The organism is Pseudomonas sp. MF06569 (assembly GCF_059862735.1).
On record NZ_JCBCUZ010000027.1, the window covers coordinates 19,097 to 45,219 of the forward strand.

At 58.1% G+C, this 26,123-nt stretch carries 22 protein-coding genes, 1 tRNA gene and 1 pseudogene; 17 read left to right on the forward strand and 7 right to left on the reverse strand.

Annotated elements, in window-relative coordinates; all coding sequences use genetic code 11:
• Positions 1-261: 261 nt before the first annotated feature.
• Positions 262-1,821: a L,D-transpeptidase family protein gene (locus AC19YQ_RS20270; protein WP_133077418.1), complete on the reverse strand. Its 1,560-nt coding sequence runs from the start codon at positions 1,819-1,821 to the stop codon at positions 262-264.
• 144 nt (positions 1,822-1,965) lie between these two features.
• On the opposite strand from AC19YQ_RS20270, the gene AC19YQ_RS20275 reads away from it, so the two are divergent.
• The 10 genes from AC19YQ_RS20275 (at position 1,966) to AC19YQ_RS20320 (ending at position 11,985) form a co-directional block, all read left to right on the forward strand.
• Positions 1,966-2,685, forward strand: coding sequence for a murein L,D-transpeptidase catalytic domain family protein (locus AC19YQ_RS20275; RefSeq protein WP_133077417.1), 720 nt, complete (start codon positions 1,966-1,968; stop codon positions 2,683-2,685).
• Positions 2,686-2,738: 53 nt separating this feature from the next.
• Complete coding sequence (locus AC19YQ_RS20280; RefSeq protein ID WP_500595795.1) at positions 2,739-3,596, forward strand: GNAT family N-acetyltransferase; 858 nt, start codon at positions 2,739-2,741, stop codon at positions 3,594-3,596.
• 223 nt (positions 3,597-3,819) lie between these two features.
• Entirely contained in the window at positions 3,820-4,590 is a 771-nt protein-coding gene (locus AC19YQ_RS20285; protein ID WP_219261433.1) for a FadR/GntR family transcriptional regulator, read from the forward strand.
• 94 nt (positions 4,591-4,684) lie between these two features.
• Complete coding sequence (locus tag AC19YQ_RS20290) at positions 4,685-5,887, forward strand: ABC transporter substrate-binding protein (protein WP_500595796.1); 1,203 nt, start codon at positions 4,685-4,687, stop codon at positions 5,885-5,887.
• 69 nt (positions 5,888-5,956) lie between these two features.
• Positions 5,957-6,817: a branched-chain amino acid ABC transporter permease gene (locus AC19YQ_RS20295; protein WP_019821837.1), complete on the forward strand. Its 861-nt coding sequence runs from the start codon at positions 5,957-5,959 to the stop codon at positions 6,815-6,817.
• 1 nt (position 6,818) lies between these two features.
• On the forward strand, positions 6,819-7,829 hold the full coding sequence (locus AC19YQ_RS20300; RefSeq protein WP_133077413.1) for a branched-chain amino acid ABC transporter permease: 1,011 nt from the start codon (positions 6,819-6,821) through the stop codon (positions 7,827-7,829).
• The gene (locus AC19YQ_RS20305) at positions 7,826-8,584 is read left to right on the forward strand and encodes an ABC transporter ATP-binding protein (RefSeq protein WP_133077412.1); all 759 of its coding nucleotides are present in this window, start codon (positions 7,826-7,828) and stop codon (positions 8,582-8,584) included. Before AC19YQ_RS20300 ends, AC19YQ_RS20305 begins: the two co-directional genes overlap by 4 nt.
• The gene (locus tag AC19YQ_RS20310) at positions 8,584-9,279 is read left to right on the forward strand and encodes an ABC transporter ATP-binding protein (protein WP_133077411.1); all 696 of its coding nucleotides are present in this window, start codon (positions 8,584-8,586) and stop codon (positions 9,277-9,279) included. Before AC19YQ_RS20305 ends, AC19YQ_RS20310 begins: the two co-directional genes overlap by 1 nt.
• A 16-nt stretch (positions 9,280-9,295) precedes the next feature.
• Positions 9,296-10,576, forward strand: coding sequence for a Zn-dependent hydrolase (locus tag AC19YQ_RS20315; protein WP_500595797.1), 1,281 nt, complete (start codon positions 9,296-9,298; stop codon positions 10,574-10,576).
• Positions 10,573-11,985 carry an amidase gene (locus tag AC19YQ_RS20320; RefSeq protein ID WP_219261431.1) on the forward strand — a complete coding sequence of 471 codons (1,413 nt, stop codon included), beginning with the start codon at positions 10,573-10,575 and terminating at the stop codon, positions 11,983-11,985. The genes AC19YQ_RS20315 and AC19YQ_RS20320 overlap by 4 nt, the downstream gene beginning before the upstream one ends.
• A 153-nt stretch (positions 11,986-12,138) precedes the next feature.
• On the opposite strand, the gene AC19YQ_RS20325 is transcribed toward AC19YQ_RS20320, so the two are convergent.
• Positions 12,139-12,213, reverse strand: a tRNA-Gln gene (locus AC19YQ_RS20325).
• 360 nt (positions 12,214-12,573) lie between these two features.
• Between AC19YQ_RS20325 and AC19YQ_RS20330 the strand changes: the two genes are divergently transcribed.
• Together AC19YQ_RS20330 and AC19YQ_RS20335 are read left to right on the forward strand one after the other, a co-directional pair.
• Positions 12,574-13,080: a GNAT family N-acetyltransferase gene (locus tag AC19YQ_RS20330; protein ID WP_133077408.1), complete on the forward strand. Its 507-nt coding sequence runs from the start codon at positions 12,574-12,576 to the stop codon at positions 13,078-13,080.
• A gap of 127 nt (positions 13,081-13,207) precedes the next feature.
• Positions 13,208-14,047 carry an endonuclease gene (locus AC19YQ_RS20335; protein ID WP_500595798.1) on the forward strand — a complete coding sequence of 280 codons (840 nt, stop codon included), beginning with the start codon at positions 13,208-13,210 and terminating at the stop codon, positions 14,045-14,047.
• A 13-nt stretch (positions 14,048-14,060) separates the two neighbouring features.
• Here the strand turns inward: AC19YQ_RS20335 and AC19YQ_RS20340 are convergent, their stop codons facing one another.
• Positions 14,061-14,639, reverse strand: a complete 579-nt coding sequence (locus tag AC19YQ_RS20340; RefSeq protein WP_500595799.1) for a nucleotidyltransferase family protein — start codon at positions 14,637-14,639, stop codon at positions 14,061-14,063.
• A gap of 213 nt (positions 14,640-14,852) precedes the next feature.
• On the opposite strand from AC19YQ_RS20340, the gene AC19YQ_RS20345 reads away from it, so the two are divergent.
• The 4 genes and pseudogenes from AC19YQ_RS20345 to dusA all read left to right on the forward strand — a co-directional run bounded on the left by AC19YQ_RS20345 (position 14,853) and on the right by dusA (position 17,612).
• Positions 14,853-15,434, forward strand: a complete 582-nt coding sequence (locus AC19YQ_RS20345) for a hypothetical protein (protein WP_500595800.1) — start codon at positions 14,853-14,855, stop codon at positions 15,432-15,434.
• A gap of 312 nt (positions 15,435-15,746) precedes the next feature.
• Positions 15,747-15,893: a hypothetical protein gene (locus AC19YQ_RS20350; protein ID WP_257622818.1), complete on the forward strand. Its 147-nt coding sequence runs from the start codon at positions 15,747-15,749 to the stop codon at positions 15,891-15,893.
• A 3-nt stretch (positions 15,894-15,896) separates the two neighbouring features.
• Positions 15,897-16,208: pseudogene (locus tag AC19YQ_RS20355) on the forward strand (helix-turn-helix domain-containing protein).
• Between the two features lie 393 nt (positions 16,209-16,601).
• Positions 16,602-17,612 carry a tRNA dihydrouridine(20/20a) synthase DusA gene (dusA, locus tag AC19YQ_RS20360; protein WP_500595801.1) on the forward strand — a complete coding sequence of 337 codons (1,011 nt, stop codon included), beginning with the start codon at positions 16,602-16,604 and terminating at the stop codon, positions 17,610-17,612.
• Positions 17,613-17,680: 68 nt separating this feature from the next.
• Here dusA and rssC read toward each other — a convergent pair whose 3' ends face one another.
• The 3 genes from rssC to AC19YQ_RS20375 form a co-directional block, all read right to left on the reverse strand.
• Positions 17,681-18,163, reverse strand: coding sequence for an anti-sigma factor antagonist RssC (gene rssC, locus AC19YQ_RS20365; RefSeq protein WP_133078382.1), 483 nt, complete (start codon positions 18,161-18,163; stop codon positions 17,681-17,683).
• The gene (gene rssB, locus AC19YQ_RS20370; protein WP_019821883.1) at positions 18,160-19,344 is read right to left on the reverse strand and encodes a two-component system response regulator RssB; all 1,185 of its coding nucleotides are present in this window, start codon (positions 19,342-19,344) and stop codon (positions 18,160-18,162) included. The genes rssC and rssB overlap by 4 nt, the downstream gene beginning before the upstream one ends.
• Before the next feature lie 341 nt (positions 19,345-19,685).
• A complete protein-coding gene (locus AC19YQ_RS20375) occupies positions 19,686-20,375 on the reverse strand; it encodes an MlaA family lipoprotein (RefSeq protein ID WP_219261427.1) in 690 nt (229 codons plus the stop codon).
• A gap of 306 nt (positions 20,376-20,681) precedes the next feature.
• Here AC19YQ_RS20375 and AC19YQ_RS20380 point away from each other — a divergent pair, with 306 nt between their 5' ends.
• A complete protein-coding gene (locus tag AC19YQ_RS20380; RefSeq protein ID WP_133078380.1) occupies positions 20,682-20,945 on the forward strand; it encodes a DUF4404 family protein in 264 nt (87 codons plus the stop codon).
• A 76-nt stretch (positions 20,946-21,021) separates the two neighbouring features.
• Here AC19YQ_RS20380 and AC19YQ_RS20385 read toward each other — a convergent pair whose 3' ends face one another.
• Positions 21,022-25,878 carry an NAD-glutamate dehydrogenase gene (locus tag AC19YQ_RS20385; RefSeq protein WP_500595802.1) on the reverse strand — a complete coding sequence of 1,619 codons (4,857 nt, stop codon included), beginning with the start codon at positions 25,876-25,878 and terminating at the stop codon, positions 21,022-21,024.
• Between the last annotated feature and the right edge of the window lie 245 nt (positions 25,879-26,123).

Sequence of the window (26,123 nt, forward strand, 5' to 3'; positions counted from 1 at the left end):
ACGGGTAATGATCGGGATGCCAATACTAGCGGCTGGCTTGCGAAGGCGCAGCCTTGTTCGAGATGGTGCGCCACTGCGACGAAGCGGTCACGCGGTATACCTGATTAACCGAGGAAGCCGATTTTACGACTGCTGCGCAGCCGGACGCAGCCTCGCACGGCTCGTCAGCTGCTACGAATTTCGCCACCCACCCCGCTCCGTAGCAGTTGACGAGTAGAACGAGGCTACGTTCGAGCGAGCAGTGCCGCACCAAACCGGACGCTATTTCTTGCCAGCCAACGCCGCAATCAAAGCCGGGTCATGGTTGTAGATGTCCGGCGCATAGGTCACTTTTCCATCCTTGTTCGCCTGGGCCGTCCAGTAGGTCATCAAGATCGGCATCGGCCGGGATAATCTGAATTCATGGGTCAACCCCGTACTCAACAGCTCTTCGGTACGGGCCTTCTCGGCCGGGGTCACCAGCAAGTCACGCAGCTGGAAGACCGACTCAACCCGCACACAGCCCGAACTGAAAGCCCGCGGTCCCTTGCTGAACAACGCCTGGCTAGGGGTGTCGTGCAAGTACACCGAGAACGGGTTGGGAAACCGGATGGCAATTCGGCCCAGGGGGTTTCTCGGCCCCGCGCCCTGACGCAGAAGGATATTGCCCGGGCGGTCCCAGTCGATGTCCTGGGCCGCCAGCGGCTGGCCATTGCTGTCCACTATCTGCAGGTCCTGGCGACTGAGGAAAGACGGATCGCGGCGGATCTGCGGCAGTTTGTCTTCGCGGAAAATAGTCGGCGGGATGGTCCAGGTCGGATTCAGGGTCAAGCGATTCACCCTGGATTTGAGCAACGGCGTCTGACGCTCGGCACGGCCAACCTGGGTGCGGGTCTGCCACACGGGCACGCCATTCTGGTACACGGTCAATTGTGCAGCAGGCACATTGACCAGCAGGCTGTCAGGCTCAAAGTCCTGGGCTATCCAGCGAAAACGCTCAAGGTTGATGCGCAGCTGTTCGAGCCGATCCCGGGGGCTGATATTCAGCTCTTTCAAGGTCCCGGCCCCGATCACACCGTCGGCCTGCAACGAGTGATCAAGCTGAAAGCTCTTCACGGCTGCCGCCAGCTCATTGGTGTAGGTGTGATCGACAGAAGCCGGCAGGTGGTTCAAGTAGCCTTCGTTGAGCAGCCGTCGGGCCAGTTCGGGCACCCGGGCATCCTGCATGCCGGGCCGCAACAAGGGGCCGCTGGCCAGGGGCTGCCATTGTGGCAGTGGTTGCAGACGCTGGCGGGCATAGACCCGGCGCAAGTTCTGATACAACTCGCCTTGGGGACGCGCCTGGGCAAAGGCCCGGGGAATATCGTTCAGTCCCGGCCCTGCCAGGGCCAGAATCCGCGCCTGACGGTCTTGAGGCACCTCGCTGGCATGCCATACCGGCTCGAACTGCGACTGGGGCAGACGCCCATAGTGCAGATCCTGCAATGCCTGAAGGTACTGCTGGCTGATCTCGATATCGGCGCACACGTCCCGAGTGGCTGGCAGCTTGTAGTTGTCAGGGTTCAGACCGTCATCCGCCAACTGCCCCAGTGCCGACTGCAAGGCGCTCAGGCGTTGGTTGTCGGTCCAGACCAACTGATCGTTTTGCCCCAGATAAAAACCCTGCAGCAGTTGCTTGGCAGCCCCATTGACTCGCGCCGCCAGGCCCGGGCAGTCCTGGGGCAGTTGACTGAGTGCCTGCTGAACCGGACTCAGGGAACCCGCAGGTAGGGGATCGGCTACAGCGACCAATGGCGCAGTCAGCAGGACAATGCTCAAGTAAAATGCGCGTTTTTTGAACAACTGCTTAACTCCAATTAAGGGCCGTCACCAAGTACAACAACTGAATCTGCAGTTACGGTAAACCCACAGGCTAGCATCTAACGCAGGATCGCCAAGTTATCGGCGCAGGATTGCCGGCCTGACATCATCGAGAACACGCTATTTATGCTTATCTTTTTACGTCGCTTTTGTTTCGCAGCCCTCGCACTGGCTGCAACCTGCAGCACTGCATACGCTGCCAATCCTCAACTGCTCAGCAAGCTCAGCCATGCCGCCCCCGAACTCAACCCGCAGGCCCTGAAAAGCGCCCTGAGTGCCATGCAATGCGCGGTCAACAATGGTGCCAAGCAGGCCCAGCACCTGGCCGTGATCGACTTCTCCCAGCCTTCAACGGCACGACGTCTCTGGATCTTTGACCTGAACCGCAAGACGTTGGTTCTACGAGATCTGGTGGCCCACGGAAAAGAATCCGGCGAGAACTTCGCCACCAGTTTCTCCAACACCGAAGGCAGCAACCAGTCCAGCCTTGGGCTGTTCAGTACGCAGGAAAGCTATGTCGGCAGCCACGGCTATTCGTTGCGCATGGACGGCCTGGAGCCGGGCATCAATGATCAGGCCCGCGAACGGGCGATCGTGATCCACCCCGCCGATTACGTTAATCCGCTGTGGAGCAAGACCCAGGGCCGTATCGGCCGCAGCCTTGGCTGCCCGGCAGTACGCCCGCAAGTGGCGCGCAAGGTGGTCGACAAGCTCAAGAATGGCCAGTTCATGTTCGCCTGGTACCCCGACAAGCGCTGGCTGCAATCCTCGGCCTACCTCAACTGCCAGCCACGGCAGGTGGCAAGCATTGTGTCAGCCAGGCATGAGGTCATGCCCGGGGGTTGAAAGCGAAGGCGCAATGCCGGTACATAGTGCGTACATGTCCAAGGAGATTAACCATGTCCGCGCTGCACACGAGTGCCTGTATTTATCGTCCCATGACCCAGGCCGATTTACCCGCAGCCCACGGGCTGTCCTCGCAACTGGACTGGCCCCACCGACTGGAAGACTGGGGCCTGTTGCAGCGGGTCTTCAAAGGATTTGTAGCGACGGTCGATGAGCGTTTGATCGGTACGGCATTTGCCTGCCCCCAGGGCGACTTTGCAACCATTGGCCTGGTGGTGGTCAGCCCCGATTTTCAGGGCCAGGGCATTGGCCGCCTGCTGATGGAACAGGCACTCGACGCTTGCCAGCCAGGCACTCCGATCCTCAATGCCTCCGTTGCTGGCGCCCCGCTGTACCTGAGCCAGGGCTTTGTCGAGTTCGGCACCATTGAACAGCGCCAGGGCCTGGCCCACGCCGTGACACTTGAACCCCTTGCAGAAGATGAGCAGCTGCGTGACCTCTGCGAACAGGATCAGGCCCGGCAACTGTTGCTGGCCAACGCAGGCAGCGGGCTGGACCGAAGCGCCCTCTTCGAGCAGTTGCATGACACGATCGTGCACTCGGCGGGGATCGTGCGCGAGGGTCAGCTACAGGCGTTTGCCCTGTTGCGCCGGGCCGGACGCGGTCACTGCATTGGCCCTGTCATTGCACAAAACACCCGCCAGGCCAGGCACCTGATCGCCACCCTGCTCGCCCGGATCCCCAACCAATTTGTGCGCATCGACGTCCCGATGGACAGCGGCCTGTGTGAATGGCTGACCCTGGCGGGCCTTGAACCGGTGGACCGCGTAACCCAGATGGCTCTAGGTACGCCCCCGCAGCCTGGCGACTTCGTACACCAGTTCGCACTGGTTTCCCAGGCCATTGGCTGAGCTGTCGAACGAGTAACCTGCCTCGCGAGCAAGCCCGCTCCCACAGGGGATGTGGGAGCGGGCTCGCTCGCGATAGCATCACTGCAGTACCCCGCCCTGCCGTTTCTTATCCGTTACCGACCCTTTTCCATTGAAAACGACACCTCCCCGGGCCTGTTGTTGACTCATCGGGCTCGGCGCTATTTATTACTATTAATCCGCATTAATACGATAAATAGAAAATATGCTCAGTCGCCCCCTGCACCGTAAACGCCAGAAGCTCTCCGATGTGATTGTCGAGTCGGTCAAGCGCTCGATCGTCACCGACGCACTCAAGCCCGGTGACCGGTTGCCCACGGAGCGGGAGCTGATGGAGAGCTTTCAGTGCTCCAAGGGCTCTGCCCGCGAAGCACTCAAGGCGCTGGAAGTCGAAGGCCTGGTCAACACCCGCACCGGCCCCAGCGGCGGCGCCTACCTGAATCAGGCCGGGACCGAGCCCGCCAGTCGAGCCCTGCGCAACTACCTGCACTTTCAGCACCTGGATGGCGAACAGGTTTACCAGTTGCGCAAGGTGATCGAAGTCGAACTCGCGGTGTCGGTGATTGGCCGACTGAGTGCCGAGGACTATCTGGCCCTGCAAGCCAACGTGGATTTTTGCAGCGCCCCCGAAGACAGTGAAGCCGGACAACGGGAACAGCGGCTGGCAGAGCTGGAATTTCATAACCTGCTGGCACGGGCATGCCCCAATCCACTGCTGAGTTTCATGGCGCAATTTCTCAACGATCTGCTGCGCGACCTGGTGGTGCTGAAGAAAGCCTACAAACCCAAGCGCAAGCAGTTCGACGCCGCCAACCTCGACTATCACAAGCAACTGCTGATTGCCTTGCAAGCAGAGGACGAAGCCTCTGTGCGCAGCCTGATGCACGAACACATGTGCGACGCCGAACATCATATGACCGCCCTCGAGGGACAGGTCAGCCCGCATTTCCTGCTGGAATTCGATCACAACCACTAATCGCTGTGCCAATAAAAGGCCTGCCCACAGGCCATGATCCGCCGTTTGCCATTGCTACTCCTGCCAATAACTAATCAAACCAGGGAGTTTCCCCATGCAACGTCGCACTTTGTTGAAAGCAAGCCTGGCCGCTGCCAGTGCCCTGAGCCTTCCGCTGGGCATGCGCCATGCCTTCGCCTCCGAACCCTTTACCTTCTATGGCCTCAAGTCCATGTCCGGTGCCTTTGCCAGTTATGGCAAGTTCGCCGACATGGGCTCGCGCCTGGCGGTAGAGCAGTATCCGCAGTTGCTGGGCAGACCCCTGAACTACAAGGTGATCGACACCGAGGGCAACGCCGGCAAGGCGGTGCGCAAGGTACAGGAGGCGATTGCCCAGGACGGCGCGCGCTTCTTTCAGGGCTGTACCTTGTCGTCTTCAGCACTGGCCGTCGCAAAGGAAGTGGATAAGGCAGGCGGTGTCTTCATGACCCCCGTGGGTGCCGACGAAGTAACCGGCAAGGACTGCAACAAGGCGACGTTTCGCTGGTCGGTGCCCACCTACGGCGCCGTGCGCGAAACCCTGGTGCCGCTGATTAAGCGATTGCCCGAGGCCAAGCGCTGGTACACCATCACCCCGCAATATGTATTCGGCGAAGCACTGCTTGAGGGCACCAAAGAGGTGCTGAAGGAGCATGGCCTGGAACATGTCGGCAACAGCTATCACTCCCTGCAGGAACAGGAGTTCTCCGGCTACCTGACCAATGCCATTGCTGCCAGGCCCGATGTGCTGGTGCTGCTCAACTTTGGCAGCCAGTCGTCCAACACCCTTCGCCAGGCGGTGAATTTCGGGATCAAGGAGCGAATGAACGTTCTGCTGGTGTGGTCGGCTGGCCTGGATCAATTCCAGGAACTGGGCAGCGACATTCTGGAAGGCGTTTACCTCGGCGCCCAGTACTGGCATCAGGTGGATACTCCGCTCAACCGCGAACTGGTCAAGATCACCAAGGCCAAATACGGGATCAATCCCACCTACCCCCTGGCCGCTGACTACATCAGTACCAAGGTCATGCTCGACACCATCGCTGCCACCGGCAGTTTCGATGGCCCCACGGTGTCCAAAGCCATGCAGGGCTTGAGCTACGAAGGCCCGACCGGCCCCGAATCGATTCGCGCCGGTGACCATCAGGTGATCAAGGATTACTACCTGCTGGTCGGCAAACCGGCTGACCAAATGAGTGACAAGGACGATCTCGCCCAAGTGGTCAGCTCCGGTCAGTCGTTTGCCCCGGTACAAGACACCGGCTGCGTTCTGGGCTGAGCCCCGGCACTTCTTCAGCTTTTGCTACTGGCAGCCGATCACCCGTGATCGCCTGCAGAGGGTATCTGCATGCTCGAACTCTACCTGTTTCAGATTCTCAACGGCCTTGGCCTGGGGATGATCTACTTTCTGATTGCTGTCGGACTGACGATCATTTTCGGCCTGCTGAACTTCGTCAACTTCGCCCACGGCGCGTTTTTCCTGCTGGGCGCTTACATCTGCTACACCGCGGTCAGCCTGACCGGCAATTTTTGGCTGTCGCTGCTGCTTGCGCCCTTGCTCGTCGCCGCACTGGCCTGGGTGATTGAGCGATTGCTGATCCAGCGGATTTATCACTTGCCCCACATGTTCCAGATTCTGGTGACCCTGGGGATCGCGCTGATCATCCAGGAAGCCAGCGTGATGATCTGGGGCCCGGTGGGCAAAAGCGTCGCCGTACCGCAGTTGCTGCGCGGCGTGCTGGTGATCGGCGACTTTGTCTACCCCTACTATCGCCTGTTCCTGATTGTGTTTTCAGCCCTGGTGGGATTCGGTCTGTGGCTGCTGCTGGAGCGCACGCGCTTTGGCGCCCTGGTGCGCGCCGGCAGTGAAAGCACGGAAACCGTATCGCTATTGGGCACCAACATTTTCCGCCTGTTTTCCATGACGTTCGCCCTGGGCGCTGGACTCGCCGGTGTGGCCGGCGTGCTGTTTGCGCCATTGCGCGGCGCCCAGCCCTTTGTCGGCCCGGAAATTCTCGGGGTGGCTTTTGTGGTGGTGGTGATCGGCGGCATGGGTTCATTCAGCGGTGCGCTGGTGGGCGGCCTGTTGGTGGGCGTGGTGCAAAGCCTGATGACAACTATCTGGCCCCAAGGGGCGAGCCTGATGATTTACGGCGCAATGGCCGTGGTCATTCTGCTGCGGCCTTACGGCCTGTTCGGGAGAGCCTGACATGAGCGAGAAAAACCCCCTGCCCTTCGCCAAAACCCAGTCGCGCTCCATGCTGTTGTTGGTGGTGGCGGTACTGGTCGGTTTGCCACTGGTGTTGCCTTCCGCGACCCTGGCCACTGAAATCCTGATTTTCGCCATGGCAGCTCTGGCCTGCAACCTGCTGCTGGGCTACACCGGGCTGTTGTCGTTCGGCCAAGGGATCTTCTTTGGCGCCGGGGCCTACTGCGCCGCCTTGCTGATGATCCATCTGCACCTGGGGCTGTTCAGTGCCTTGCTGGGCGCTGCACTGGCCGGCGGTTTCCTGGCGTTTCTGGTGGGCGCCTTGGCCATTCGCCGCACCGGCATCTACTTCGTCATGCTGACCCTGGCCTTCAGCCAGATGGCGTACTTCCTGACCTACACCCTGAGTGACTGGACCGGCGGCGACAACGGCCTGCTCAACGTGCCACGGCCTGAAATCCGTATCGGTGACACCGTGCTGATGTCCTTGAGCGACGCACGTTACTTCTACGGTTTTGTCGCGGTGTTGTTCCTGTTGATTTTCATCGGCGCCCGCCGCGTTATCAGCTCGCCTTTTGGCAGCACGCTGATGGCGATCCGCGAAAACGAAACCCGCGCAGCTGCCATTGGCTACGACACCCGGCATTTCAAAATCCTGGTGTTTATGCTCTCGGGCGCCGTCACCGGTATTGCCGGAGCGCTCTACGCCATGCTGCTGCACTTTGTACCGCTGTCCAATATCGACCTGGCGATGTCGGAAAACATTCTGATCATGACCATCGTCGGCGGTACCGGGTCCTTGTTCGGTTCCTTGCTGGGCGCAGGTTCCATCGTGTTGCTGGGCGAATTCCTGTCTGATCTGTGGCCACGCTGGCTGATGCTGCTGGGGGTCATTTTGATTCTGGTGGTGGTGTTTATGCGCGGCGGCTTGTGGGGCGGATTCTCGAGCCTGTTCGAACGAATCAAAGGGCAACGTAAAACCAGCCTGCCCGTGCAGGAGGAGCAGCCATGAGCGCGCCTGAATATCTGCTGCAAACCGACAATCTGGAGCTGGCCTATGGCGCCTTTCGTGCGGTCAACGGCGTCAGCCTCAACGTCGAACAAGGCACCATCCATACCGTGATCGGCCCCAACGGCGCGGGCAAGACCAGCCTGTTCCACTGCCTGACCGGCGAGCGTCAGGCCACCGGCGGGGCAATCCTGTTTGATGGCAAGAACATCATCAAGAAGCCGTCCCACGGCCGCGTTGGCCTGGGTATGGCCCGTTCGTTCCAGCTCACCAGCCTGTTTCAAAACCTCAGTGTTCGGGAAAACCTGCGCCTGGCGGCCCAAGGCCGGGATGGTCTGGCGGCCCTGAATTTCTGGCGCCGTGTGGACAGTCGCCGCGAACACCTGGAGATGGCCGATCAGGTGCTGGAGCGCCTGCAACTGACCCAGCGTGCCGACACCCTGGCCGGTGAGTTGTCCCACGGCCAGCAACGGGTGCTGGAGGTGGGCATGTCGATCTGCTCCAAACCCAAGCTGCTGATGCTCGACGAACCGACGTCCGGCATGGGCATTGACGATATTCCGATCATGACCCAGTTGATCAGTGACCTGGGGCGCGATCACACGGTGCTGCTGATCGAGCACAACATGAGCATCGTCATGTCCATCAGCCAGCGCATCACCGTGATGAGCCACGGCCAGATCCTGGTCGAAGGCACACCCGAATTCGTTCGCGCCGATGAGCGCGTACGTGTCGCCTATCTGGGAGAAGCCGCCTGATGCTGACCGTCGAGAACATCCACTCCTATTACGACAAAAGCCACGTCCTTGAAGGCGTCTCACTGCAGGTCAACCCAGGGGAACTGGTGACGCTGCTGGGCCGCAACGGCGCGGGTAAAACCACCACCTTGCGCAGCATTCTGGGAATCATTTGCCCGCGTAAAGGCCAGATCCGCTTCAACGGTCAGGACATGGTCGGGCGCAAGATTTTCGAGATCGCCCGCGAAGGACTGGCCCTGGTGCCCGAGCATCGCGGCATCTTCCGCCTGCTCAGCGTCGAGGAAAACCTGCGCATTGCTCAACGCAAAACCAGCCGCTGGCAACTGGAGGATGTGTACACCATGTTCCCGCGCCTCAAGGAGCGGCGCAAAAATGCCGGCCACGCGTTGTCCGGCGGCGAGCAGCAAATGCTCGCCATCGCACGGGCACTGCTCAATGACCCCAAGCTGCTGATCCTGGATGAACCCACAGAGGGCCTGGCCCCGGTGATCGTCGACGAGCTGGTGAAAATCCTGCGCAAGATCAAGGACGATGGTCTGCCTGTGTTGTTGGTGGAGCAGAACCTGATGGTCTGCGACAAGCTGGCCGACCGTCATTACGTACTGGAACAAGGCCGCGTGGTGTACGAAGGCAGTGCCGCCGATTTCCGCGCTAACCCGACCATCAAGAACCGTTACCTGGCCCTGAGCGCCTGAAGGGAGATTCGTGTCCATGAACAGTCCAATCCTGTTATCCGACCTTTTCAACAGCAACGCGCCATTGATCAATCGCGATCGCTTGTGGCAATCGCTGATGGACCTGGCGCAACTCGGTGCCACGGCCAAGGGAGGTGTCTGCCGCCTGGCCCTGACCGACCTCGACCGCCAGGCCCGTGACCTGTTTGTACGCTGGTGCGAAGAAGCCGGCTGCACTGTCACAGTCGATGGGATCGGCAATATTTTTGCCCGTCGCGCCGGTCGCCAGCCGCACCTGCCGCCGGTGATGACCGGCAGCCATATCGACACCCAGCCCACGGGCGGCAAGTTCGACGGATGTTACGGCGTCATGGCCGGGCTTGAGGTGATTCGCACCCTCAATGACCTGAAGTTCAGCACCGAGGCCCCCATCGAGGTAGTGGTGTGGACCAACGAAGAAGGCTCGCGCTTCCCGCCGTGCATGATGGGTTCCGGCGTGTTCGCCGGTAAGTTCGACCTCGACGAGACCCTGAGCAAAGAGGACGAGCAAGGCCTGTCGGTAGGTGCAGAGTTGCAGCGCATTGGTTACGCCGGCAGCCGAGCCGTGCTCGGGCATCCGGTGGGGGCCTATTTCGAGGCGCATATCGAGCAAGGTCCGGTACTGGAAGACCGCAACATCACCTTGGGTGTGGTGATGGGATGCCTGGGGCAAAAGTGGTTTGACCTGACCCTGACCGGCGTCGAAGCCCATGCGGGCCCAACGCCGATGCATTTGCGCAAGGATGCGCTGGTGGGCGCCGCCCATGTGGTCAGCGCCGTCAACCGTATCGCCCATGAGCATCAGCCCCACGCCTGCGGCACTGTCGGCTGCCTGACCCTGCACCCGGGCTCGCGCAATGTGATTCCTGGCCAGGTGCACATGACCATCGACCTGCGGCATTTGCATAGCGATCGGCTGCAAGCGATGGTCGATGAGGTGCGCGAGGCCATTGAAGTTGCGTGCAGCGAGCATGGGTTGAGTTTCGAGCTGACGCCCACTGCCGATTTCCCGCCGCTGGACTTCAACCCGGCGTGCATCGAAGCCGTGCGCCAGGGTGCGCAACAGCTGGGCCTGAGCCATATGGACATTGTCAGCGGTGCAGGCCACGACGCGATTTTCATCGCTGAACTGGGCCCCGCCGGGATGATCTTCGTACCCTGCGAAGGTGGCATCAGCCATAACGAAATCGAAAATGCCGCGCCTCAAGATCTGGCTGACGGTTGCGCCGTGTTGCTGCGGGCAATGGTCAATGCGGCGCAGGCAGGAGTTACACCATGAGCACCCCTGATATCGGGCAAATGAACGCGGTTGAACTGCTGAGCCGCTTTCGCGACAAGAGCCTGTCGCCGGTAGACGTCACCGAAGATGCCTTGCTGCGTATCGAGCGCTACAACCCGGCGGTCAACGCTTACTGCCACGTGGACCACGAAGGTGCGATGCAGGCTGCCAGGGAATCCGAGCAGCGTTGGTTGAAAGGCCAGCCCTGCGGCGCGCTGGATGGTGTGCCGGCATCGATCAAGGACCTGACCCTGACCCGCGGCATGCCCACGCGCAAGGGTTCGCGCACCACATCGCCCCAGGGACCATGGGAGGTGGATGCACCGTTCACGGCCTTCATGCGCCAGGCTGGCGCCGTGCTGTTGGGCAAAACCACCACACCGGAATTCGGCTGGAAAGGTGTCACCGACAATCCGCTATACGGCATCACCCGCAACCCGTGGGATACCCGCCTGACGGCGGGCGGTTCTTCGGGCGGTGCAGCCGCAGCCGCGTCACTCAACCTGGGGGTGTTGCACCAGGGCAGCGACGCGGGCGGTTCGATCCGCATCCCCTGCGCCTTTACCGGCACCTTTGGCATCAAGCCCACTTTTGGTTATGTGCCCCAGTGGCCAGCCAGCTCGATGACGATCCTCTCCCACCTGGGACCGATGACCCGCACGGTGGAAGATGCCGTGCTGATGTTGCAAACCGTGGCCCGGCCGGATGTTCGCGATGGCCTGATCGGCGCACCGCGCAGCCTGCCGTGGCTGCCTGAAGGTGACAGCCTCAAGGGGCTGCGCATCGCCTACAGCCCGGACTTCGGCCATGTGAAGGTCGATCCGCAGGTCGCCAGGGTTGTGGCTCGGGCCGTCGAACGACTGGTGGAACTGGGAGCCCATGTCGAGCAGGTTGATCCGGGGTTCAGCGATCCGCTGGATACGTTCAACACCCTGTGGTTTGCGGGGGCTGCACGTCTGGCCGGACAACTCGACAGCGCCCGGCGCGACCTGCTTGACCCGGGTCTGCAACGCATTGCGGCACTGGGTGAACGCATCACCTTGAGCGAGTACAGCGCAGCCCTTGAAGCACGAGCGGCGCTGGTGGCACAGATGGCGGCGTTCCATGAGCGCTACGATGTGCTGGTCTCGCCGATGCTGCCCATCACGGCGTTTGCCGCCGGGCATAACGTACCACCGGATTCGGCATATACCGAGTGGATGCACTGGACGCCCTTCAGCTACCCCTTCAACCTGACTCAGCAACCGGCGGCTTCAATCCCTTGCGGGCTTACTGAAAACGGCTTGCCGGTGGGGTTGCAAGTGGTGGCTGCGCGGTTTGCGGATGACCAGGTGCTGCGGGTCTGCCGGGCGTATGAACAACACTTCCCGGCCACACACCCTCTGGTGCCGAAAAACGGCCAGGACTGATCCGGGAAAAACGTTGCCATGCTGCATGAGCCGGCATGGCACGCAGAAGACCTTGAAGCAGAGGGATTGTTTGCTGATAAGTGCGCGTCAGGCCCGATGGCGTTGACGCTGAACTTGAAGATATCCATCACGTGACGGATGGACTCTGGAAAATGGCAGGGGCGGCTGGATTTGAACCAACGCATGGCAGGATCAAAACCTGCTGCCTTACCGCTTGGCGACGCCCCTGTATCTGTAGCGATGAGTGCCTGGCACTCTTTTACTGATGCTTGCAGCCTGCAAATGTCTCCATTCGCTGCGAGCCTGTAAGGGTTCGCTGCAAGAACGGGCGCAAATATACCAACACTCTTTGGATTGGGGAAGCACTTTTTAAATAAATTTATTCAAAAACAGCTACTTAGTGAAAATCGGGGCCAAATGAGCGTTTTGGCCGTCGTGCTGTCCGCCCTTTCCCGGTGTCTGCCCTCTCGAAAAATAGTGCCTGAGCAATAGACGGTTATAGTTGTCGGGACCGGGTTCAGACAGACGCAGGCAACGCAGGCAACGCAGGCATGCCTGACAGCTTAAAAAGACCAAAGGGAAAACAACATGAACATGACTGTCCGCAATGAACGGGCCGAAGACATCGAGGCCATCGCACAGTTAACAGCGGCTGCTTTTTTAAACGAAAAACACTCAAGCCATACAGAACACCACATTGTGAATGCGTTGCGACGCGCAGGTCAGCTGAGCATTTCTCTGGTGGCAGAAGAGCACGGCTCAGTCATCGGGCATGTTGCTGTTTCTCCAGTGACGATCTCTTCGGGAGCCACCGGATGGTACGGCCTAGGGCCGATCTGTGTTTCGCCTGACCGGCAAGGGAAAGGTATTGGTTCAGCGCTGATGAACTCGGCACTGACTGAGTTGCGACGCATGGGCAGTGCAGGCTGCGTGGTATTGGGGGATCCTGCCTATTACAGTCGTTTCGGGTTCAAGACATGCCACGGCCTTGAGCTTCCCGGGGTTGATCCAGAGTACTTTCAGGCAATCCTCCTGAAAGGTGAGCTACCTTCGGGGGTTGTGAAATACGACGATGCATTTGATGCCACCGAGTAATAGCGATAAGCGCCACCCTTGCACCCTCCGTAGAGGCGCATTCAATCGAAACTCGCCAATAAGATAAGTGTCAGAAGATCTGATGACTGGTTAACCACCACACTGATCCGCCACAAAGGCTTCCGGTATGCCCGCCCCCTCTGCTCGTCCAGACCTTGTTTATGAATATCCAGCGCACCTGCGCGCTCAGGTCGAAGCGGCCCCCCGGGCACCAGGGGTGTATTTCTTTTACGCTGAAGACGACTCGATACCGCTCTATATCGGCAAAAGCATCGATATTCGCAGTCGACTGCTTGCGCACCTGCGCGCCCCCGAAGAAGCCAGAATGCTGCGCCAGGCGCAACGAATCGAGTACCGGCAAACTGCCGGGGAAATAGGCGCCCTGCTGCTTGAGTCCCGACTGATCAAAGAACTGCAACCCTTGAAGAACAAGCGGCTTCGTCGCCAGCAACGCCTGTGCTCACTGCGCATTCGCGACGGGGTACTGGAGATGATCGACACCACCACGATTTGCGACGGACCTCAGTTGTACGGACTTTTCCGTAACCGGCGCATGGCCACCGAAGCGCTGATGCTGATTGCAGATGAACAGCGCCTTTGCCATACATTGCTGGGCATTGATAAACCGACAGGACGTCCCTGCTTCAGGGCTCAAATAGGCAAGTGCGCCGGAGCCTGCAAAGGCGCAGAAAGCCATGAGGCGCATACCGAACGGTTGCTGGGTGCTCTAGAACGCTGGGCAGTGCATCACTGGCCGTTCCCCGGCGCTATCGCATTGCACGAGCGACATGGGCAGACCGAGGAATACCACGTCGTGGACAGTTGGCGTTACATCGGGACTTACGCCTGCGAGGCTGATGCCAGACGGGCCCCCAAACTCACGGGGCAAGCATTCGATGCCGACTGCTACAAGATCCTGGTGCGACCGGTGCTGCTCGAAAGCACGGCCATTATCTTGCTTTCTTAGCGCAGGATCGTCGTCACCCCAAACCCGGCGAGCCGGGTTCCAGGACCTTCAGCCAAGGCCAGCGCTCCTGGTAACTTCTGGCCTTGTACGCGAATAAATCCGGCTGGAGATTTTGGGGGTTGGGACGCAGCAGCCCTTGTCCGACATCATCCAGACCATAAGGCGCATACACCTCGCCGGTTTCAGGGTCAAAACCAATACAGGTTCCTGCAACAAGATAACGATCGACACCATCCCTTGCAGACCCAAGCCGAGGGCAAGCCCTGCCAAACCGCTCGCCGTACCATAGATGGACCCGGGCCTGATTCTTGATATCGATCTTGACGCCCAGGTCATTGAACAGTTGCCGGGTTTCAAGGATGACTTCGTTCTCTGCTTCCCAGGACAGGTCCGCGTCAAAGTAAAAAATGTCGTAATCCTTCACTCCCGATGCGGCAGGCAGACCCGCCTGATGACTCCATACAGCCTGGAACAAACAGCCCGCTGTCAGCATGCATTGACTCAGCCCCAGTGAAGGCAAGCGTGAGGCAATGTGTTTATTAATCGGGTTACTCATCGCTATTGTGACCAGGCATTCAGGTGTCAACTTCACTTTTAGTCCTCGGGATTCAATTCGACACACACTTTATTATGGCAACCAGCATAAAGTACGCCCTTAACGCCCAATTCACTTGCGCCGTTTAAAAACATGTTACAACTGATCAGATGCACGCCGGTTAAAATACGATTAGGTTCACCAGAAGCAAACCATTAGCCTACGCGTAACACTAGAAAATATCCTCCCACACATATTTAAGGATTTGATGTGACACGACTATTTTATAGCCTCACCTTGAGTTTTTGTCTTTTTCTTAGCGGCTGCGTTTCCTATTCCCTACATCAGTTGCCCCCCGTTAAAACTTGGCCGCCAGCGGCCAGTAACAACAAGACCAAGCCTGTGGCGAATATATCTTATATGCCGACCAGCGCCTTCATTACGCAGCAGAATGCTCGGCGTGGCGGAACAGGCCAGATTAAAGGAATCATAGTCGATACATTTGCAAAATCCGGGCGCTTCAAGCAAGTCACCACACAACCGCAAGGAGCTGATCTGTTCGTGAATGCGATATTGAGATCACATGAATCCGGTAGCCAACTCAGCGCGATTATTAGCGGAGCCACATTGCTTGTTGTACCCATGACATTTGGTACGAGCTACACCCTTGAACTGGTCTATAGAAACGCAAATGGCAAAGTGATTGGCCGCACTGAAAAAACCGAATACATAAGAACCTGGGTGCAACTGTTGTTAGTGGTCGCAATCCCCTTCAATAACCTGCCAGACAAGATTATTCAGCAACTGGCGCAAAGCTCAATTGAAGAAGCGATCAGCCTTAATTTAATTTAACTCAATTCATGAAAGCTTTAACGAGGTAGTTGCCACTTCAGTGATTGCTCGTTTGGGCCGGATAACACGTGAGACCTCGTCAAGTACATGAACTGCTTAGCGACGAGTTAGACCTACCAATTGACGGCTCGGTACCACATCTCAGAAAGATGCACTCGGGGTCCATCTCAGCGATCTGGCTGATTATATCGACAGGTAGCGCAATGCAGCCGCTGTTGAACGAAAGCTGTTGATGGGCCGATATAAACGGGCACGTTAAGCCAGGACGCAGTGCCTCCAGGGTCCGACGGTTGTCGTAAAGTTCGCTGGAGCATGGAGGGACGCGGCAAAAGCGGTGCCGTCCGCGTCATCTACACCGTTCAGTTGAAAAGCGGTGCGTTGGTCGCCCTGTTGATTTACGGCAAGGGTGCCATTGAAAATATTCCAGCGCATATCCTGCGCAAGATTGCCAGGAGATGAACCATGCCCCTGAGTGAAAAAGAACTAATGGAGCACGACGCCAAACGTAATATTGGCGAAGAACTGCTGGCGTCGATCATCGACGTAAAAGCAGGGCGCCATGGCCAAGTGCATCATGTGGAAGTCACAGAAGCCGCCGAAGCGCGCAGCAAAACCGGGCTCTCCCAACCACGATTCGCAGAATTGCTGGGAGTGTCCGTACGCACGCTACAGGAGTAGGAGCAAGGTCGACGCACGCCATCAGGCGCCGCCCGTTCTCTGCTGCACATTGCAGCGTTACGACCAGACGTTTTCCGCGACGTTCTATCACGCTAACCCTGGGTACTTGCCTGCGATGACTGTGCTAATCAGTGGCCTTTTTTGGGTACCGCTGTATCAGGGATCTGAGCGCCTCACCCTCCTGAAAAAAACGCTTTTGACCTCGGCATCGGCCAGCCCGGTCTCACGTCGGCTGAGCCAAGCTTTGGCTAGTTGTCTGCGTTCGAAGGTTTGGAATTCCTGATAAACTATTACTCCGTTACGCCGCAACCTAATCTGCGCCGTATACCTCTTTTCTCCATTTTTAGCCTTTCTTACTGTAATCGTTCCCATGACAAATCCTCGATAGTACAAGGATTTTGATGTTGCATTTTCGTAGCACTACAGTGCTACAAATGGCAAGAAACGGCTAAAAAGCGCTACAAATGAAACAAATGTGAACGAAAAAATATGAGCGAAAACACCGCTACAAACCCCGTCCTAGAGCGCTTAGAACCATCCAGGAAATTTAGCGTTGCCCCTATGATGGATTGGACCGATCGCCACTGTCGATTTTTCCTGCGCCTGCTGTCCAAAAACGCGTTGCTGTACACCGAGATGGTCACCACGGGTGCGCTGCTCAATGGTGATGCCGAGCGCTTTTTGCGTCATGACGAAACCGAGCATCCGCTGGCCTTGCAGTTGGGCGGCAGTGTTCCGGCTGACTTGGCCGCCTGCGCACGCATGGCTCAGGACGCAGGTTATGACGAGGTGAATCTCAATGTTGGCTGCCCGAGCGATCGGGTTCAGAACAATATGATTGGCGCCTGCCTGATGGCGCACCCTGCACTGGTGGCAGACTGCGTAAAGGCTATGCGTGATGCAGTGTCCATCCCCGTTACGGTCAAGCACAGGATTGGCATCAACGGGCGCGATAGCTACGAGCAACTGTGCGATTTTGTCGGCACTGTTCGTGATGCCGGCTGCACAAGCTTCACCGTGCACGCGCGCATTGCCATTCTCGAAGGACTTTCGCCGAAAGAGAACCGCGACATCCCTCCCCTGCGTTATGACGTTGCCGCACAGTTGAAAACAGATTTCCCGGAGCTGGAGATCATTCTCAATGGCGGGATCAAGACGCTCGAGCAATGCCAGGAGCATTTGCAGGTGTTTGATGGCGTGATGCTCGGCCGTGAGGCGTATCACAATCCGTATATTCTGGCGGCTGTCGATCAACAGCTGTTCGACAGCACTGCCCCAGTTATTTCACGGGCGCAAGCCCAGGCGCTGCTACGGCCCTATATCGCTGCACATATCGCCGCTGGCGGGTCGATGCATCACATCACGCGCCATATTTTGGGGCTGGGCCAGGGGTTCCCGGGCGCTCGTCGCTTCCGCCAGTTGCTGTCCGTGGACATCCACAAGGCCAAGGACCCTCTGGCGTTGCTGGATCAGGCCGGGGAGCTGCTGGAAGGCCGCTGAATCGCGGGTAATTAAAAAGGTGCCGCTCCTGCACAGGACGGCCCCTTCTTTATGTGCGCAACTTGCGATCAGTGTCGCTCGAGTGCATTCACCAGATCATGAAACGCTTCACGGTTGGAGTCGTTGAGGCCCATTAGAATTTTGTGTGCCTCAAGCACTTTCACGCGGACCACTTCTTCGGACTGATCCTGTGAAGGCAAGTCTGTCAGGCACCCCGGGCACGGAATCGGCTGGCCAATGATGTTGAACACCTGATCGAAGCCCATCGACTCCAGGAGTCGGGTGATGTCTTCGTGGGTGGTCACGACCGTCGGCAGCAAGCCTATTTTTTGGCGCGACAAGATCGACAGCTTCGCCAGCAAACCCAGTGTGGTGCTGTCGATACTGCGGGTCTCGGTGAGGTCAATCACGATGGCGTTGAAGTTCAGCGCCGTGAAAATCCTCTCGATTGTTGCATCCAGGGCCGAACACAACGTCAGACGCACTTCACCCACAAACTTCAGGACGAAGGTGCCATCCTGTTCGGCGAACTGAATTCTACCGGTACTCATTTAAGATTCCTGCTCAACACCAACAAGGCGATATCATCCGGCATCTCCCCTAGCGTAGCTAATCCAAACACCTGGCGCAGACCATCCAGGCTGCCGCCTGCTGCTTTCACCAATTGAGGTAACGCAGCTTCTTTCTCTTTGAGCGTCGGCTCAGTCAAAAGATCCAAAATTCCGTCAGACATCAGCGTCAGGCTGAAGGATTCAGGCAATTTCAGAACCTGGTCTTCATACGTGGCTTCGTTGAACAGGCCAACGGGCAACCCGCGTCCTTCAAGATAACTCACACTGTCTGGAGTGTAGAGCACCGGTAGTGGCAAGTGCCCACCAATGCTGTAGGTCAGCAAACCGGTTTCTTCGTCAATCACGCCACCCACCATGGTCACATGCTTGCCCAGCTTGCAGTTGATCAGGCCACGGTTGATGTGCCCAAGCACCTCGGAAGGCTTGAACTCCGGCAAGGTGCCATTGCGCTTGGACTCAAACAGCAAGCGCGTGGTCATGAACTTGAGCAGCACCGTCACGAACGCTGACGACGCACCGTGACCGGAAACGTCAGCCAGGTAGAACGCGACCCGGCGCTCGTCGACCCGGAAATAGTCAACAAAATCGCCAGACAGGTACAGGGACGGAATGATCTGGTGAGCGAAGTTGAAATCGTCAATGGACCAGGGGCTGACCGGCAGCATGTTCATCTGCACCTGACGGCCGGCGTTCTGGTCTTCCTGCAGCAAGTGCAGACTGGCCTCAAGCTCCCGGTTGGCAGACTCAAGCTTGTCCCGATAGCGCTTGTTTTCGAGCTGTAGCCGTGCACGATCGAGCGCACGGTGGACCGAGTGCTCCAGAACGGCAAGGTCTTCGAGCGGCTTGATCAGGTAGTCGGCAGCGCCAAGACGCAACGCCTCGACCACATCGCTCATTACGCCCGCACCGGAGATAACGATCACTGGCGTCTGCACAGACCGCAGGCTGACCTGGCGAATCAGCTCCAGACCACTCATTTGCGGCATGCGCAGGTCACAGATGACTAAATCCGGCTGCTCTTGCTCGAACACCTGTAGCCCTTGCAAGCCATTACTGGCCTGAAGGACGCTGAAGCCGCTGTCTTCCAAGTAGGCCGCGAGACTGGCGCGTACTACTTCGTCGTCATCAATGATCAGCAGCGTGGCACTGGTTTTTTGCATGTGGGCAAACGGCGCCAGAATTAGGTTGCCGCGAGAGCTCGAATACGTCGGACTCACGACTGAATTGGCTTGTGAACATCCCTGATTCAAATCGACTGTGTTGCTCGATCCTACAAAGGTGCCCGTGTAAGGCGCAGACGGTACTCCCATCCGCGGGGGGTTTCAAGCTCAGGCCGATGGTGGTTTGAGGTGTTCGTCACGTTAAATTCCCACGGGTTATAAGAACCACGTTAACGGCAACTAAAACCATGGTCCGAAAGGCTCCAAAGAGGATTCTTTCTCATCTGCCACGATAAAAAAAACGGCCACTCGGGCCGTTTTTTTCACTGTGTTCTCACGAATTAAAAGTCGTCGACTACCTGTCCGTCCTTGACTTTGAATTCACGATTTTGCAGGTACGCATTGCGGATAAAGATGTACTTGTCGCCCGTGATCAGTTTTTCGGCTGACAACAAGCTGGCGCGGGTATCAATCAAGTCCATGCCGATGGTCATGTTACGGGCCGGCACATCACTGATGTAGCGGTACGGTTCGGTGAAGGAGTCCGGGTAAATACCCACCGCATCACGCACGGTGCTAGGGCCCAGAAGCGGCAGCACCAGGTAAGGGCCGCTTTCAACGCCCCAACGCCCGAGGGTCTGGCCAAAGTCTTCGCTGTTGCGATGCAGGCCCATCTTGGTGCCCAGATCAAAGAAGCCGGCCACACCCAGCGTGGTGTTGAGCAACAGACGGGCAGTGTCTACACCGGCAGCATGGGGCTTGGCCTGCAGGACATCGTTGGCCAGGTTGCGAATGTCACCGATGTTGCGGTACATGTTGTGAATGCCATCCTCCAGGAACTGCGGAGTGATGTATTGATAGCCCTGGGCAAGTGGCTTCAAGGCATAGGTATCAATCGTGTCGTTGAATTTGAACACGACACGGTTAAACCCTTCCCACGGGTCATCTTCAGTGGCGGCATTGGCAGCCAATGGCAACATGGCCACACCGGCACAAACAAATAGCTGAGCAAGACGATCAGTCCAGCGCATAGCAAAAACTCCCTGAAGTTACTTGATACTTGGGCGCTATGCCCTGAGTCAGATCATCAGTATAACGGCAAATGTCTTTTAGGCAGCCCCCAAGCAATACCCTAAACAGACTTGAGTAGAAGATAGACGTTCCACAGCCCCGGGATTCTTTTGAAACCACCGGCTGGCCACCCCGAAAAAACACGCACAAGGGATTGTGATTGAGATCATGCACTCCAGGCGCGAGTGGATTAATCTAGGGTCCTTACAGACCTTTTGTTCACTGCGAAGGTCTACACCAGAGCCTATCAATAAAGGATGAATGCTATGCCTGCCCGCGACCTGCAAGAACAACTCAATACCTTGCGCGAGCAACTGGAACAGAATCCGCCGCTCACTCAAGAAGAGCGTGAGCACTTGGTCCAGCTCTCAACACAAATCCAGGCTCAGATCGACATCGAGAAAGCGACCAACGACACCAGCCTGGCCGACAGCGTCAACCTCGCCGTAGAACGCTTCGAGGTCGAACACCCTACCCTGGCCGTCACGCTGCGCAACATCGTACAAACCCTGGGCAACATCGGGATCTGATCACCCGGCGCCCCACAAACAACAAAGCCCCGACTCACTAAACATGAGTCGGGGCTTTTTTTTGCTACTCAGCCAGTCAGACCACTGATTGACCGCTCAGTGCCAGGTCAAGCAGCTCGCGGTTGGCAACCGCGTACATCGCGTAGTCGTTGCCAGTGGCGGCACGCAGATCGACCAGCATCGAGCGCCAGCGCTCAACCATCGAGTTGTTCTGCTCAAGCCACAATGCAAGACGTGCTTCGATACTTTCACCGGCATCGGTCATCTGCAACACCGACACGGTAATTGCACGCTGCTGCCAGTCGATATCGTCGCGGAACGCTTCGCGAGCCAGCGCCTGCCAGTTGTTTTCTACCGGCAAGTTGCTGATCTGCTGCAAGTACCAGGTCAGGTCCAGTGCGCTGCCCACGGCGAAATACGCCTTGGCTACATCCGCAGCGTTCTGGCCGGTCACATCCGAGGCTTCGATAATCGGCAGCAAGGTGTACAGGTGCGTAGTACCCGCCACCATACGCGCCAGCAATTCCGGCACGCCCGCCGCTACGTAAGCCTGATAGCGGGTCTGCCAGCCTTCGCGGGTAGGACCTTCCAGCAGTTCGTCGAGCTTGAGCCCCAACGCTGCCAGATGCGGCCCGAAGTGCGCCACATCGCGCGCCGCGTCCAGCTCGTTACGACGGCTGCGCAGGAACCAGCGCGTAGCACGGCGGCCCAGTCGCATCAGCTCATCCATCAGCGCCAGCTGGATTTCAGCCGGTACCTGATAGTCCAGCGCTTCGATCTGACGGAACCAGTGCGGGAGGTGGAAAATATCCCGCACGATCACGTAAGCACCGGCCACGTTGGCCGCACTCATGCCGGTCGACTCTTTCAAGCGCTCCACAAAGGTGATGCCCATGTGGTTGACCAGATCGTTGGCGATCTGGGTGCTGACGATTTCACGCTTGAGACGGTGACGACGCATGGCTTCGGCAAACTTGCTGACCAGCATCGGCGGGAACGCGGTTTCCATGTCCCGGGTCAGATAGTCATCATCGGGCACCAGAGAGTTGAGCAAGGCTTCCTTGAGGTCGATCTTGCTGTAGGAGATCAGCACCGACAGCTCGGCACGGGTCAGGCCATGACCTGCCGCAACGCGCTCGTTGAGCTGCTCTTCTGACGGCAGGAACTCAATGGCGCGATCCAGCTTGCCACGGGCTTCCAGATCGTTCATCAGGCGCTTGTATTCAGCAATTCGCTCATAAGCACGACGGGCCGCCAACGAAATGGCCTGGGTCTGCTTATAGTTGTTGCCCAGCACCAGACCGCCCACTTCGTCAGTCATGCTGCCCAGCAACTGATTGCGCTGCTTCTCGGTCATATCACCCGCCTGCACAACTTCGTTGAGCAGGATCTTGATATTCACTTCGTGGTCAGAGCAGTCAACGCCACCGGCGTTGTCGATAAAGTCGGTGTTGGAACCACCGCCATTGAGGTTGAACTCGACACGACCCAGTTGAGTCATGCCCAGGTTGCCGCCCTCACCCACCACCTTGCAGCGCAATTCGTTGCCATTGACGCGCAACGCATCGTTGGCCTTGTCGCCGACATCGGCGTGGCTTTCGCTGCTGGCTTTGACGTAAGTACCGATACCGCCGTTCCACAGCAGATCCACAGGCGCCTTGAGCAAGGCGTTCAGCAGTTCGGTCGGGGTCAGCTTGTCGGCAGTGATTGCGAAACGCTCTTTCATCTCTGGGGAGATGGCGATGCTTTTTGCGCTACGGGAGAAAATACCGCCGCCCGCCGACATGATGCTGGTGTCGTAATCCGACCAGGCCGAACGCGGCAGATCGAACAGGCGCTGACGCTCAACGAAGCTATTGGCAGGCTCCGGGTTTGGATCGATGAAGATATGCAGGTGGTTAAAGGCCGCAACCAGCTGCAGTTTGTCGGACATCAACAAGCCGTTGCCGAACACGTCACCGGCCATGTCGCCGACACCGACCACACTGATGCTGTCTTTCTGGACGTTGATCCCGCGCTCTTTAAAGTGACGCTGCACGCCAACCCAGGCGCCCTTGGCGGTGATGCCCATCTTTTTATGGTCATAACCGGCCGAACCGCCCGACGCAAACGCATCACCCAGCCAGAAGCCGTAATCGATGGCAATGCCGTTGGCGATGTCGGAGAAGGTCGCCGTGCCCTTGTCGGCAGCGACCACCAGGTACGGGTCATCGTCGTCGTGGCGAACCACGTTCAAAGGCGGCACCAGCGCGCCGTCCTTCAAGTTGTCAGTGATATCCAGCAGGCCGGAAATAAAGATCCGGTAGCAGGCAATCGCCTCGGCCTGGATCTCGTCACGACCGCCGCCCAATGGCAAGCGACGCGGAACGAAACCACCCTTGGCACCCACCGGCACGATGACCGAGTTCTTCACTTGCTGGGCTTTAACCAGGCCCAGCACTTCGGTACGGAAATCTTCTTCGCGGTCCGACCAGCGCAAACCGCCGCGAGCCACGTTACCGAAGCGCAGGTGCACGCCTTCAACCCGTGGCGAGTAAACGAAGATTTCAAACTTCGGCACCGGCTTTGGCAGCTCGGGGATCAGGTGCGGGTTGAACTTGAAGCTGAAGTACGAACGGTTGTGACCGTTGGCATCCGGCTGGTAGAAGTTGGTACGCAGCGTGGCTTTGATCAGATCCAGATAACGACGCAGGATACGGTCTTCGTTAAGCACCTGAACGTCGTCCAGGGCCGTCAGAATGGCCTGTTCCAGACGCAGTTGCTTGTCTTCCAGGTCTTCGGCCGTGAGCTTGCGCGCCAGATAGAAGCGGGTCTTGAACAACCGGGTCAATTCGCGAGCGATGTCGGTGTGGTTGTTCAGGGTGCTGGCGATGTAACCCAGGTCAAAGCCCAGGCGGATCTGCTTCAGATAACGGGCGTAAGCACGCAGCAGCGCCACATCACGCCACGGCAAGCCGGCAGTCAGTACCAGACGGTTGAACGCATCGTTCTCGGCATCGCCGCGCACGATATGCACGAACGCATCCTGCAGCGTGTCATTGAGCTGCTGGATATCCAGGTTCAAGCCTTCACCCGCGGTAAAGGCGAAGTCATGGATCCAGAACTCACGACCATTGGCGTGACGCAGGCGATACGGGAATTCACCCAGGACGCGCAGGCCAAGGTTTTCCAGAATCGGCAGCACATCGGACAGCGCCAGCGGCGTGTCGGCGTGGTACAGCTTGCAATGCAGTTCCTGACCGGCGCTCTGACCCAGCGGCTGATAGAAACTCATCACCAGCGGGTTTTTTTCGCTCAGGCTCATGAGGTGCTGCATGTCGACCACGGCCGAGTGCGCGGCAAAGCGCTCGCGGTAACCTGCCGGGAAGCCTTTAGGGAAGTCAGACAGCACTTTAGTGCCGTTGGCCTCGCCAAAGCTTTCAACCACCAGGCTTGCATAGTCGTCCTGCCAGCTGCGGCAGGCCTGGATCACTTCTTTTTCCAGCAGCAGCGGGTCGATATCGATCCGGTTCTTTGGATCAACTCGCAAAATCAGCTGCACACGGGCCAGTACCGACTCAGAGAAGAAGGTCCAGAACTCGCAATCAGAGGCCTGCAGACGCTCCATCAGCACCTGCTGGATCTTCTGCCGCACTTCGGTGGAATACACATCACGCGGCACGTAGGCCAGGCAATAGCAGAAACGGCCATACGGGTCTTTGCGCAGGAACACGCGAATCTTGTTGCGCTCCTGGATTTGCACAATCGACATCACAGTGGTGAACAACTCATCCACCGGCGTCTGGAACAAGTCATCACGGGGCAGCACTTCAACGACCTGAGCCAGTTCCTTGCCCAGGTGAGCCTTGGGCTGGAAGCCCGAGCGACGTTCGATTTCTGCAACCTTGCGACGGATATAAGGGATCACCCGCACGCTTTCGCCGTACACCGAGGAGGTGTACAAGCCCATGAAGCGGCATTCCTTGATGACCTTGCCGTCGGCATCGATCTGGCGGATCGACACATAGTCCGGGTAAGCCGGGCGATGAACGCGGCTAGGATGTGCCGCCTTGGCAAACGACAGCAGGGTCGGCATGCGCAGGTAGCTGACGGCGTAATCTTCGATACGCAGGTCTTCGGCAGTCAGGCCCGCGCGCAGCAGCTTGGTCAGACCGAGGAAGGAGTCGGCGTCATATTCAATATGCCCGCCATCCGCCTCGTCACGTACCACAAATTCTTCGTAGCCCAGGAAGGTGAAGTGGTTACCCACCAGCCATTCCAGGAAGCTTTTGACTTCGGCTTTCTCATCGGCATTGACGGCGTACTGGCAGTGATCGACACTGGCCAGCAACTCCTGAACCTTGGCCTTCATCGGCTCAAAGTCAGCTACCGCCACGCGCACTTCACCCAGAACCTGCTCCAGTTCCTTGCTCAGTACATTCAATTCGGCTACGTGGGCGCAGCGGTCGATTTCCAGGTACATCAGCGACTCTTGCGAGACGCCTTCCCCTGAAGTGCCCTTGGGCAGGATTTCCAGCAACTCGCCCTTGCTGCCGCGGCGAACGCTCAACACCGTGGTTTGCAGGGTATGGATGCTGTAACCGCGACGGTTCAGCTCGGTACGCACCGAGTCCACCAGGAACGGCAAGTCGTGATGCAGCACCTCGACGGCAGTGTGCGTCGACTGCCAGCCGTGGCGTTCGTAATCGGGGTTGAAGACGCGCACTTGCGGCTGCGCAGGGTCGAAGCGCTCCAGCAGACGCCAGGCCGACAGTGTGCAGCCGGCCAGGTCGGACATCCGACGTTGGGTGAGTTCATCCAGAGAAATGATGCCGAAGAATTGCTCAGCGAACAGCGCCACTTGTGGCAGTGCCTGTTCACTGATGTGCTGCGCCAGTGCTGCTTGCAGTTGATGCTGGAAGTCGGCTTTGCTGGCTGCGGTGAAGAACGCCATCTGTGGTACTCCGCTTGGGCTTGTTATTGAGAGAAGCGTCGCATGCTGTTCCCGCGTGGGGAGCTGTCAATACTGTGCAAGGTCTATCTTGGCAGTTACCTTCAACGCACAGCATGACAGGGAGGTGAAGCTGGCCGTGACCCACGGGTCACATTCACGTTCCAGGATGGGTATCTACAAAAACGACTGCCGGATAAACAGGCTGTGCCTTTAGAGATAACTATCACCGCGCAGCTTAACGATTG

What these genes read in the sequence shown, in the direction of transcription:
- AC19YQ_RS20275 (WP_133077417.1), top strand. Translation starts at nt 1,966, where the DNA reads ATGCTTATCTTTTTACGTCGCTTTTGTTTCGCAGCCCTCGCACTGGCT.
- AC19YQ_RS20280 (WP_500595795.1), top strand. Translation starts at nt 2,739, where the DNA reads ATGTCCGCGCTGCACACGAGTGCCTGTATTTATCGTCCCATGACCCAG.
- AC19YQ_RS20285 (WP_219261433.1), top strand. Translation starts at nt 3,820, where the DNA reads ATGCTCAGTCGCCCCCTGCACCGTAAACGCCAGAAGCTCTCCGATGTG.
- AC19YQ_RS20290 (WP_500595796.1), top strand. Translation starts at nt 4,685, where the DNA reads ATGCAACGTCGCACTTTGTTGAAAGCAAGCCTGGCCGCTGCCAGTGCC.
- AC19YQ_RS20295 (WP_019821837.1), top strand. Translation starts at nt 5,957, where the DNA reads ATGCTCGAACTCTACCTGTTTCAGATTCTCAACGGCCTTGGCCTGGGG.
- AC19YQ_RS20300 (WP_133077413.1), top strand. Translation starts at nt 6,819, where the DNA reads ATGAGCGAGAAAAACCCCCTGCCCTTCGCCAAAACCCAGTCGCGCTCC.
- AC19YQ_RS20305 (WP_133077412.1), top strand. Translation starts at nt 7,826, where the DNA reads ATGAGCGCGCCTGAATATCTGCTGCAAACCGACAATCTGGAGCTGGCC.
- AC19YQ_RS20310 (WP_133077411.1), top strand. Translation starts at nt 8,584, where the DNA reads ATGCTGACCGTCGAGAACATCCACTCCTATTACGACAAAAGCCACGTC.
- AC19YQ_RS20315 (WP_500595797.1), top strand. Translation starts at nt 9,296, where the DNA reads ATGAACAGTCCAATCCTGTTATCCGACCTTTTCAACAGCAACGCGCCA.
- AC19YQ_RS20320 (WP_219261431.1), top strand. Translation starts at nt 10,573, where the DNA reads ATGAGCACCCCTGATATCGGGCAAATGAACGCGGTTGAACTGCTGAGC.
- AC19YQ_RS20330 (WP_133077408.1), top strand. Translation starts at nt 12,574, where the DNA reads ATGAACATGACTGTCCGCAATGAACGGGCCGAAGACATCGAGGCCATC.
- AC19YQ_RS20335 (WP_500595798.1), top strand. Translation starts at nt 13,208, where the DNA reads ATGCCCGCCCCCTCTGCTCGTCCAGACCTTGTTTATGAATATCCAGCG.
- AC19YQ_RS20350 (WP_257622818.1), top strand. Translation starts at nt 15,747, where the DNA reads ATGGAGGGACGCGGCAAAAGCGGTGCCGTCCGCGTCATCTACACCGTT.
- dusA (WP_500595801.1), top strand. Translation starts at nt 16,602, where the DNA reads ATGAGCGAAAACACCGCTACAAACCCCGTCCTAGAGCGCTTAGAACCA.
- rssC (WP_133078382.1), bottom strand. Translation starts at nt 18,163, where the DNA reads ATGAGTACCGGTAGAATTCAGTTCGCCGAACAGGATGGCACCTTCGTC.
- rssB (WP_019821883.1), bottom strand. Translation starts at nt 19,344, where the DNA reads ATGCAAAAAACCAGTGCCACGCTGCTGATCATTGATGACGACGAAGTA.
- AC19YQ_RS20375 (WP_219261427.1), bottom strand. Translation starts at nt 20,375, where the DNA reads ATGCGCTGGACTGATCGTCTTGCTCAGCTATTTGTTTGTGCCGGTGTG.
- AC19YQ_RS20380 (WP_133078380.1), top strand. Translation starts at nt 20,682, where the DNA reads ATGCCTGCCCGCGACCTGCAAGAACAACTCAATACCTTGCGCGAGCAA.
- AC19YQ_RS20385 (WP_500595802.1), bottom strand. Translation starts at nt 25,878, where the DNA reads ATGGCGTTCTTCACCGCAGCCAGCAAAGCCGACTTCCAGCATCAACTG.